Source organism: Bacillus sp. AFS059628 (assembly GCF_002571225.1).
Taxonomy (GTDB): domain Bacteria; phylum Bacillota; class Bacilli; order Bacillales; family Bacillaceae_G; genus Bacillus_A.
The window spans coordinates 1-10,421 of sequence record NZ_NVEC01000082.1 but is presented as its reverse complement, the minus strand read 5'-3'; the positions used below and the strand labels follow the sequence as shown (position 1 = coordinate 10,421).

Here is a 10,421-nt window from a genome sequence, read left to right as displayed (position 1 = left end):
CTAAACCTACGTAAATGGGAGTGTCCTTCTTGTCGTACACACCATGATCGGGATATTAACGCAAGTATCAATCTAAAGAATGAAGCAATAAGGCTTCTAACCGCAAGGACTGCGGGGTTAGCCTAATCAATTAGAGTTCGATAGAACTCTTTACTTAGGAATCCTCCACTTCTAAACGAAGTGAAAGTGGGGGTAGTTCAATATCATAGTACAATCTCCAATTTTAGAGTTATGCGAATGGGGAATTTTACAGTTAATCATTCAAAGAAGGATTTTTTTAGCTAATAAATGCATGGAATAGCTTTGTCCCAATAACAAAAGAAAAAGAGTGCATATTTAATATGTACTCTTGAAAAAGGAAGTCTATAAACGTGATAGAATATTATATGTTTGTTTTATGAAAATGTTCAATACCTTTGAAAAATAAAGAGTACTTTAAAAGGCACTCAACAACTAATACTGAGGTGACTATGATTATTATATGTACGTTTCCAATGAGTGAGCAATATATTTGAAACTTATAATTCGTAGTATTTAAATAAATGAATATTGATTGAGATTACACCTTATAACTAATCATAGTGAAAGTGATGAGTTCACATTATACAGAAAGGTAATAATTATAGTTTTTCGAAACATGAGGTTGGCGAATGGGTTTAGATAAAATTTAAAAAATATAAAGAGATCCTAGTGGTCTGAAATCAAAAGCAAAATATTATCTTTAAAGAGAAAGTAACATCTTGATATGAAATTGTTGTTAAAAATCCTGATACAAAAAAATGACAGAAATAGTTATTCAATTAAAAATACATACTGGTCTAGGTTACATATGGAAGTGATGAATCATAGAATGTGTGATGAGACTACTGCAAAATCAAGAAATACTTATTAAGGAGATAAAAAATGAACAAATACTTTAATAAAAGAACAATAAGTAGAAAAGATTTAGTGGAATATAAGCTCATTGGAGACGGAAAAGATGGAGAAGTATACCAATTAAGCCATGATAAATGCGTAAAAATATTTTTCCTGGAAGAAACTCAAAAAAAAGAGTTGAGAGCTCTAGTAATTGGGCAATCATCACCTATTATTCCAAGACTTTATGGATATGGAGAAAATTATATTATCATGGAATATATACAAGGAATTTCACTTGCACGTCACTTAAAAAAAGAAAAACAAATTACAGAAGAACTAACTGAAAGGATATTAATAATGTTAGATGAATTAAAAAGGATTGGATTTACTAGGTGGGACACGGAAGTAAGACATGTGTTAATAAATGAAGAAGGTCAGTTAAAAGTCATTGATCATAAAAGAGCTTTTACTTCAAATAGTGAGGTTCCTACGAAGTTGTTAAAAGGGTTTAAGAAATTTGGACTATCACAAGATTTTCTAAACTATGTGAAAAATATACGTTCTTCTGTTTATAATAGATGGGTGGAACATCGATAAAAAACAAATTATCTTGTGTATAACGTTTTTATATTAAAACTTTCATTTGGCTTCTTAATTATTCCCTTCTAAAATTCATTATAAAAATAAATAAATATACATGTAAATCTTAATACAAGATTATTTTCTCTCTCTTTTTGCGGGCAGGATCCCCATCGTCATCAAGCTAATAAAGGTAAACACCCCAAAAATAAGAAAAATGGCATATAAGGTTCTATATTTCATGTTGCAAGCAAAGTAAAAGAATCCTACACAAAGCCGGATTCTCTTACAAATATATTCGTTTACAAAATGCTTCACTAAAGGAATTGAGTCTGAACCACTCAATTCCTTTTTTATGTTATAAAAAATAAATAAAAATTTTCAATAAAGGAAATTCCTTTTTGTCTTAAACTTAATTACAAATTGAAATTTTGAAGCAGAAGAATAACAAAACCACTCAAGGTGTTTTCTTAATCTCGCATTGCCCCTGCCTCTCGGGAAGTCATTGCCCCTTGTCCTTCACTTACATCTTTTTGAATTTCTTTTTTTACTTTGTTTGCATCAGTTCCAACAAAATCAGGTTTCAAAATAGAACCCGAATTTTCTTTAGCTTTGTTATGATTTAGCATACAAGTCCTCCTCAATTTCTCGTTTAACAATCTTATTATTTACAAAATTCATTTGGTATATCCCGAATAGTTGAGCGAATTTTACGTAAATTAAATGTCATCGTTATAAGAAGATGACCGTCTTTGATATTCTAGGGATTGTGTATAAAACGACGGTGAAGCATAGACAAGCTTCCTAGCGAAAGAATAACGTTTTAATAGGCTTCTTTAGCATGCCTACTTTTCTATCAATTGCTAGTTTTAATACAAGGATCGTTTCATATCTAGTAATTTACTCGGTTAGCTTGATGGGCATCGGGTAGTACCCCTTATATCATAAAATTGTTGGGGAAGTAAAGAAGTTAGGGTGGAGAAATAATGGAAAGGGTATGAAAGGATGGAAAACAATGGAGAAGTATTTCCGCTAATGCCAGTTTCTTTTTGTAGCATCATTCATACATTAGGTCGTATAGGGAGGGATAATTGTTATGAGAGAGTGTGTTTTAGTTATTGGTGCTCACCCCGATGATGAGTTATTAGGATCTGGAGGGACTTTAAAAAGATTAGTGGAAAATGGGCATCGGGTTATTTCAATAATTATTGCTTCAGGAAGAAGGGAGGAAGCGGATCGAATACATCAACTAGGCAGGCATGCAAATAAAGAAATTGGTATTGAAGAAGTGATATTCCTCGATCATGCTAATTTAGAATTGGAATTAATTCCGTTGCATCAATTAACGAAAGAAATAGAACAATTAATACAGAAATATAAACCAAGTAAAATTTTCACTCACCATTATGGAGATGTCAACATTGATCATCTAATTACCTTTCAAGCGGTTTTGACCGCAACGAGACCTCTACCTAAACGAGATCCGATAGAATTAATTACGTTTGAAACAGTTTCCTCTAGTGAGTGGAATGTCTATACAAATGATAAAGTTTTCAAACCTAATTATTTTGTTAATATTACAGATCAAATGGATTCAAAGATTGCGGCGCTCAAACATTATGATGTAGAAATGAGAGATTTTCCTCATCCTCGTTCGTATGAAGGTGTTCAGCATTTAGGAAGGGTTAGGGGCATGACGATAGGCGTACCATACGCTGAAGCGTTCGAAGTGATAAGGAGGATCTGGCAATGAGAAAGGAAAGTATGTTTCCGTATTCCTATTTAATTGAAGCGATGGATAAATATTATGGAATGCCTTCATCTTCATCATCCAAAAAGAAAAATGCAACGAGAGAACGATATGTAGATGTAAAGCCAAAGGTGACTTCAAAGAAAAGAAGACTTTCTATATTAATTGCTACGTTTTGGGACTATCCTCATACGGGTGGGTTATCTAATTATATTACAGCACTTAGTGAAGGTTTAAAAAAATTGGGTCATAAAGTCGATATTATATCTCCTAATCAATTTCTTCCGAGCGAAGTAAGAACCCTGCGTAAAAAGGTTGTTCCAGAATTGAGAAATTTCTTTTATGCACGTTATGGAAGCTATAATACCACGATTGTGAGAAATTGTAGACATATGTATATCTACGAAATGATGCTGCTTAAAAAAATCAACTTAAAAAAATATGATGTTTTTCATGCGCAAGATTTGTTTACAGCCAATATATTGGGAAAAATCAATCGACTGTATAAGAAACCTTTGCTATTTACACCCCATGGGATGTTTACTTTTAACCGGGTGAAATTTGGTATATTTGAAAAAGATTCACTAGAAGAAGCCTATTATAAAACAATAGAAAGTAAAGCTATTGAATTTGCCAATCAGCTTATTATTCTCAGTGATTCATTTCGTCAACCATTAATGCAACTGGGGGCAAAGCAAGAGAAAATGACAACTGTGCTTACGGGTATTGATTATCCTGAGAAGTATGATGTGAAAAATTCATTGGCACAGAATAAAATCGTTATTACATGTGTGGCGAGATTAGGACCAAGAAAAGGTCATAAGGTATTATTTGATGCACTATCACAGATGGAAAGGAAATATACTGAAAACATTAAGGTGCTTATTGTCGGAGATGGCGAGATGAGAGATGCGTTAGAAAAGCAAGTTGCTTCTTTGAATCTTACCATGGTGGAGTTTTTAGGGGAAAGAGATGATGTACCAAACATTTTAAGTAAAACCGATATTTTTGTACTTCCAACTCTAAATGATAGTCTGCCTATTTCTATTATTGAGGCCATGCATAGTGGAGCTTGTGTCATTTCGACAACATCGGGAGGAATACCTGAATTAGTACATCACGAGAAGACAGGTATTCTAGTAGATGTAGGAGATGTAAATAAACTAAAAAACGCATTAAAGTTTGTTATTGAAAACCAGAAAGATCGGGAGCAGTTAGGTGAAAATGCAAGAAACTTCGCTAAAAAATATTTAACTAGAGAAACAATGGTAGCTCATATCGAAAAAATCTACAAAGATATTTAAGTGAGGAAGGATTCTATGTATCATGAACACAGTGCAGTTGTACTGGACTTAAGTGCCAATGGAGTTGGAATTATTAGAAGTTTAGCGAGAAAAGGAATTAAAGTTTATGCCTTTGATGTAGAGGGACCTTATAAGATAGGGAGATCACGTCTTGCTTCATGTGGAGTATGTCCAAGTCCTTTATCGGAAGAAAAAGAATTATTAACTTTTTTAATCCACTTGGCTAAAGAATTAAAATTGAAACCAGTTTTGTATACAGGTGCGGATGATTATGTGGTATTTATTTCAAAATATCGAGCGGAGCTGTCTAACTACTATTTATTTTTGTTTCCTGAGCATTCATTAATTGAAACAATACTAGATAAACATAAAATGTATGAACTGGCTGTGAAGCATAATATTCCATGTCCGAAAACATATGTAATTGAACATAAAGAACAGCTAGAAGAAGCAATATTGAATCTCAGTTTTCCATGTATATTAAAGCCGACCTTGGGGCATAAGTTTCGAAAAAAAATAAATAAAAAGGCTATATTTATAAAAAATCCAGATCAACTAAGAAATGAGTATGAATTATACCGACAGCATGGAAAGCTCATGGCTCAAGAAATCATTCCTGGAGACAATCAGCATTTTTATAAAGTGGCTACTTTTTATGACGACAATATGGAGTTATTAGCATTATTTTCCTTGCAAAAGAACCATCAATTTCCAGCTGACTTTGGAACAGGAGCTCATATTGTTAGTAAACAGATTCCAGAACTAGTGGATGTATGTTTACCTCTTTTTAAAGAAATACAACTTAAAGGTATTGGCATGGCAGAGTTTAAAAAGGACCCACGAGATGATGTTTATAAGTTTATTGAAATCAACCCCCGTTTTTGGTTAACTCATAGCTTAACAGAACCTGCAGGCATTGATTTTGTTTATATGTATTATTTATATTTAACCAAGCAAAACCCAGCACCAAGACTTAAACAAAGAGATGGTATCAAATGGATTTATCTTGTGCGGTATTATTTAACGTTCCGTGACAAGAAAAAAAGAGCTGAAATGACATGGAAAGATTTTTATGAAGGCTTGCGAGGAAAAAAAGAGTTCGCTCTTTTTGCATGGGATGATCCGATGCCATTTATTAGAAGCGCATGGTCTCATTTGAGGAATGCATGGAAACGAAAAGGAAAGGAATGAAATCATTGTATGAAGTGACGGAATTAGCCTATTATTTAAAGAAGTTTAGAATTTCAGATAAAATCTCTTATTCAATGGGTCAAAGAGTATCAATAGATTCTACTAACATTGAATGCCTGAAATCAACAGCAAGAACTAGTATCTACAAATTATTTCTTCGAAAAAAAATGAAAAACTATCCCATTATTTTAAAAGTATATAATACAACAAGTTATAGAAATGAAGTAGAGATTCAAGTATATAAAAAAGCGTATCCTATATTAAAAGAGTTTCTTCCTCAAATATATTATATTGAAAAAAAAGGAACTGAAACCTGGGTATTCATGGAGTTTGTCCAGCAAGTACGCGGCCAGATTACTTTCTCCCCAAAACATTTAGAGCATATTATCCCCACTGTTGCCAAACTTCACGCATACACATTTGAAGACAATTTGAAAAAATATAAAAATACTTGGAATGAATGGCTCCCCATTTATGAATCAAGCAAAATGAGAAGTGGTCGATCTAAATACATTGGAAGAACGATTACTTTTCTTGATGACGCAGTGAAAGACGATAGGTTAAGGGAGACCATTAAACCCTATCATCAATCGCTAATAGAACTGCTTCAGAAGGGACCGGATTTTTTTCCAGAACTATTTGAAAACGGTTCATCTATAACACATGGAGACCTTCATATGCAAAATATATGTAGTAATAATGTGGCACTAGATGCTCCATGGAATATTCAGTTTATCGATTGGGAGTCTATTAAATACGGACCCGTCTGGTTTGATATGGTTGTTTTAGTCGAAATATTATTAGGCTTTAGAAAAGATTGGCAGAGCAATGCAGAAGAGATTCGCACACATTGTGTGAATTTATATACAAAGCAAATGCAGAAGTATGGGATTGAATTTAAAACAGCTCCAATTGATCTATATAAAATGGCGTATTTACAGAGAACATTAGAAAAGGGGCTGCATACTCAGTTACGAAGAATATTCAATAACCGTTCTGATTGCGAATTATTAACATATCATCTTGAAAAAGTTTCAATTTGGGGAGAAGAATTTGGTTTATAGACGATAAATCTCCCTTGTATCATTAGAAGAGTTAGGATGTGATACTGCTGATTGCAATAAAGGAAGAGTGAAATAAATATATTAAATATAGAACTGCAATTTGGATTTGGCAGGAGGCACATCTATAGATTTGGAAAAAGATGTTTATAATAGGATGAATTTGAAATGATAATGGGCTATAGAGCTCTAATCCCTTATAAAAAATTAAAAAATTACCGTAGGGAATCTTTTCCGATGGTAATTTTTTTCGATGGCTCATATTGCAAAGGGAAATTTTTTAGGTGCATTTAGTTTATTAATCGATTCGTATCCGTAGATAAGATAAATGATAGTAAGTTTGTATTTTAATAGAAATAGTAAATATAAAGTGAATGATCCAATTATTTATATTAAACCTCATGTTTATCCAATTAGTAATAATTAATCATGCACAACTAATTCACTCCCTATAAGTGGCTTAGACTCCGATACAGCACATTAGTCAACATTAAAGACTGATTTAGGAAGTATCATCATTGATGGGGTCCATGAATTTCAAGAAGCATTTATGAAAATAATTGAAATAAAGGTTAATACTCCTCAATTAAAATCAATAACTAATGCGATTAAAAGAAAAATGAAAAATGAAAAAACTCAGTGCAATAACTATTAAATTGGATACATACATTAAAAAAGAACATCCAGATATAGATAACGGTAAACCTTCAAGAGGTCGAGATGAAGGCGATCCTTTAGGATGTGCCCATTATGATTGCGAATGGGATACTGGTGATCTTTTTGGAGAAGCCAAATATGTTTATAATTAAACTGATGAATCGGATAATAAATAATACACATAAAGAAAAGACACCCATATAAGAGTGTCTTTTCCAATAGTTTTTTAGCAGAAGCAAGTAGCGCCGACTATGATTAATAAAATAAACAATACAACTAATAAAGAAAATCCTCCAGCAAAACCACAGCCTCCGCCACAACTACCACCAAATCCCATAATAGTTCCTCCTTTAATTAGAGGGGAAAACAAGAATACACTCATGTATTTTAATGGATTCAAATTATTTTATGTTTTTACACAGTAATTGAGCAGGTCCTTTTGAAAATAAAGAAAAGACACCTTGAGGTGTCTTGCTTCGACTTGACCAGTGCCGATGATACTAGACCGAACTGCTCCTGGTGATACTGGAACGTTATCGAGGCTGATTGTTAAGGTATAACTGATTTGATAAATACCGGCTACTTGAATTCTGATATCAGTTCCAGTACTGATTGTATCATTTTTTACAGGGACAGTGATATTAGGGTTTGGGTCCATATTAGGCAATAGTAGTGGCGTGAATAATGTTGCGAATTGAGGTGAAGTAGTATTGAAAGCAAAACCGATGGCAGGTAGTGTACTAGGGGCCTGTGCTCCACAATTAAAATTACATTTTCAAAGTTTTCTGCGGCTTGTTGTTGCATGTTTTGTGTGATATGACTGCACTTGTCTAAAGTCATTTGGATAGAAGAATGACCTAATCGATCTTGAACGATTTTAGGATGCTCTCCAGCCTGAAGCATGAGTGTTGCATGTGTATGACGTAAATCATGAAAACAAATTCGAGGGAAACCAGCTTTGTTGTAGTGGTCCTTTAAAAAACGATGGAGAGCATCTATTGTAATTAAACTTTAAATACTAATTACTGTAGCAGTTAAGTTTCTATCCATAATAGTGCTAGTTGATATATTAACTCCCGAGGCAGACATATTCAGACAGTATACATAAGTCCCAGGTGGAGGGATATCTACCCAGATTACTGAAACATTGTGGGTTAAATGGGCTTGAGTATTTGCCGGTTTCTGAATATTGGTTTGAGCTTCTACCTGAATCGCAATAATGGTGACATCTCTCACTAAATTAAGAACTGAAGATACACTAAATTCTGTAAGACTGGGGTTAGAAACATAGTCACATCTGAAACCCCCTTCTAACTTTACTATTTGATTAACTTCTACATTAATAGCCGGTAATGTGAGGTTAATCGAGGCAGGTGCAGGAGTGCTAATTTGCCTAAATATAACTGAAACGATGCCAGTCGGTTTAGTTACTCCGGTTGAACCAGTCTGTCCTGTAGGGAGCGTAAATGGTGGAATAGTAGGTAACTTGGGACCAATTAAAATAGGATCTTCTGCGGCGCTCTGTAAAATTCCCGGTGAATTTAGTTCATCCTTCTTTGACATATGTTCACCTCCAAATAGTTCTTATCGTATTTAATAGATGCGCAATATAAATAAAATATGATCATATTTTTGTTTAGTAAGAAAGAAGATGGCTAAAAAAGCTTAACAAAAGCGTTATTTTAATCGAAAAGGGGAAAACGAAGATAAAATAAGACCGTTCCTTTTATAGGGACGGCCGTACAAATATCATGTGCTGGAAATCGCTTCAAATGGCAGTAAACCGATTAATTTACCCGCTACGTTCTTACGTTAATATCCCCCTTTCATGGTGTGTACGACAAAATCTTACCTTACCCTTCGCTCATATATTACATGATTACTCTTTATATTGAGAAATAAAGAATTACCGTTTTAATAATAATTTTATTTTTTATGTATTTGAAACACGAAAAGAGCACTTAATAAAGTGCTCTCGTGGCGAGATCATTCACTCAATAGAAAGGAATACACCATATCATACGAAATTTTTCTGAAATATGATTGGATTAATTAATTAATATTTGTAAAAAAAGCAGCTAGCAAAAGCTAACTGCTTGGTTTCAAGATGATAATCTAGATGCAAATACAGTATGGCCAAGATAAGCTGTAACTATTCAAGGAAGAAGATCGAACAGATGGGGAACCGTATCGTATGAATCAGTTGTCATTTTTTAAAGACATCGTTGAAAGGGAGTTGCGAAGACTTGTGGTGAAGGAGCTGAAAAACTACAAAGCATTGTGCGTTTGGATGAAAGCTCAATAAAATTTGAATTCTTAACGAAGTGAAAGTGGGGGTAGTTCAATGCTAAATGTATTTAAAAATTTTGAAGAGGCTTTCTAAAATATAGAAAGGGAATTTTTGTTTATATAAATTATTTTGTTAGAAATCCCCTTTTATTCATCATTGTGGTAATAGAAAATGGTAAGAACTTAAGGTATAGGACTTGTAAGTGGGAATCTTGCTGCCGAAAAACTAAGCATTGATGGAGTCGGTAAAGCTAAGATTCTACCTTTTATAGTAGCAAGAAATACTACTTTTACGGTATCACCTGGATGTAATCCGTAGATAGTGGATACGCTGAAACTAGTAACATCGTCTTTTATATCTCGATAAACGGAAGTGTCATTTACGAATAAATCTAATATTCCCACAAAAGGCTGAGCGAGTACAGGTTCAAATGTCAAATTTGCATTAATTTGGTATACACCTTCCTGTTTGGCTGTAAAAGTATTTATACCATCATATTCATTATTAAAATCAAAGAGTTCAGTTGTGAAATTTACAGTTTGAGAGGTAAAAGCAACAGTAAATTGTTCTTCAGCTCCTATATTTGCCCTGAATGCAGATTCTATAGCTCCCGGTCCAGTAGGTCCAGTGATTCCGGTGGGTCCAGTACGTCCAGTACGTCCAGTACGTCCAATACGCCCAGTATGTCCAGTAGGTCCAGTGATTCCGGTAGGTCCAGTGATTCCAGTAGG

At 33.7% G+C, this 10,421-nt stretch carries 10 protein-coding genes and 3 pseudogenes; 7 read left to right on the top strand and 6 right to left on the bottom strand.

The features are described from left to right. The coding region (locus COL05_RS25135; RefSeq protein WP_142337656.1) for a zinc ribbon domain-containing protein at positions 1-126 on the top strand (126 nt) is incomplete at its 5' end. Between the two features lie 777 nt (positions 127-903). Further along, entirely contained in the window at positions 904-1,455 is a 552-nt protein-coding gene (locus COL05_RS25130) for a serine/threonine-protein kinase (RefSeq protein ID WP_063224320.1), read from the top strand. A gap of 452 nt (positions 1,456-1,907) precedes the next feature. Here COL05_RS25130 and COL05_RS31530 read toward each other — a convergent pair whose 3' ends face one another. Continuing rightward, complete coding sequence (locus COL05_RS31530) at positions 1,908-2,066, bottom strand: hypothetical protein (protein ID WP_180233481.1); 159 nt, start codon at positions 2,064-2,066, stop codon at positions 1,908-1,910. A 467-nt stretch (positions 2,067-2,533) separates the two neighbouring features. On the opposite strand from COL05_RS31530, the gene COL05_RS25125 reads away from it, so the two are divergent. The 5 genes from COL05_RS25125 to COL05_RS25095 all read left to right on the top strand — a co-directional run bounded on the left by COL05_RS25125 (position 2,534) and on the right by COL05_RS25095 (position 7,552). Continuing rightward, the gene (locus tag COL05_RS25125) at positions 2,534-3,190 is read left to right on the top strand and encodes a PIG-L deacetylase family protein (protein ID WP_098670563.1); all 657 of its coding nucleotides are present in this window, start codon (positions 2,534-2,536) and stop codon (positions 3,188-3,190) included. Then, positions 3,187-4,491, top strand: coding sequence for a glycosyltransferase family 4 protein (locus COL05_RS25120; protein ID WP_098670562.1), 1,305 nt, complete (start codon positions 3,187-3,189; stop codon positions 4,489-4,491). The genes COL05_RS25125 and COL05_RS25120 overlap by 4 nt, the downstream gene beginning before the upstream one ends. Before the next feature lie 15 nt (positions 4,492-4,506). Further along, positions 4,507-5,682: a carboxylate--amine ligase gene (locus tag COL05_RS25115; RefSeq protein ID WP_098670561.1), complete on the top strand. Its 1,176-nt coding sequence runs from the start codon at positions 4,507-4,509 to the stop codon at positions 5,680-5,682. Continuing rightward, complete coding sequence (locus COL05_RS25110; protein WP_098670564.1) at positions 5,679-6,746, top strand: phosphotransferase; 1,068 nt, start codon at positions 5,679-5,681, stop codon at positions 6,744-6,746. The genes COL05_RS25115 and COL05_RS25110 overlap by 4 nt, the downstream gene beginning before the upstream one ends. Positions 6,747-7,369: 623 nt before the next feature. Next, positions 7,370-7,552 (top strand): hypothetical protein, encoded by a 183-nt coding sequence (locus COL05_RS25095; protein ID WP_098670560.1) that lies wholly within the window; start codon positions 7,370-7,372, stop codon positions 7,550-7,552. Between the two features lie 74 nt (positions 7,553-7,626). Here COL05_RS25095 and COL05_RS25090 read toward each other — a convergent pair whose 3' ends face one another. The 5 genes and pseudogenes from COL05_RS25090 to COL05_RS32225 form a co-directional block, all read right to left on the bottom strand. Beyond that, positions 7,627-7,737, bottom strand: a complete 111-nt coding sequence (locus COL05_RS25090; RefSeq protein WP_098670559.1) for a YjcZ family sporulation protein — start codon at positions 7,735-7,737, stop codon at positions 7,627-7,629. Positions 7,738-7,875: 138 nt separating this feature from the next. Next, a pseudogene (locus tag COL05_RS25085) lies at positions 7,876-8,127 on the bottom strand (hypothetical protein); the annotation flags it as partial. Positions 8,128-8,165: 38 nt separating this feature from the next. Then, positions 8,166-8,411, bottom strand: a pseudogene (locus COL05_RS25080) (tyrosine-type recombinase/integrase); the annotation flags it as partial. Continuing rightward, positions 8,412-8,963, bottom strand: a complete 552-nt coding sequence (locus COL05_RS31080) for an exosporium leader peptide-containing protein (RefSeq protein ID WP_142337655.1) — start codon at positions 8,961-8,963, stop codon at positions 8,412-8,414. A gap of 909 nt (positions 8,964-9,872) precedes the next feature. Then, a pseudogene (locus COL05_RS32225) lies at positions 9,873-10,421 on the bottom strand (hypothetical protein); the annotation flags it as partial.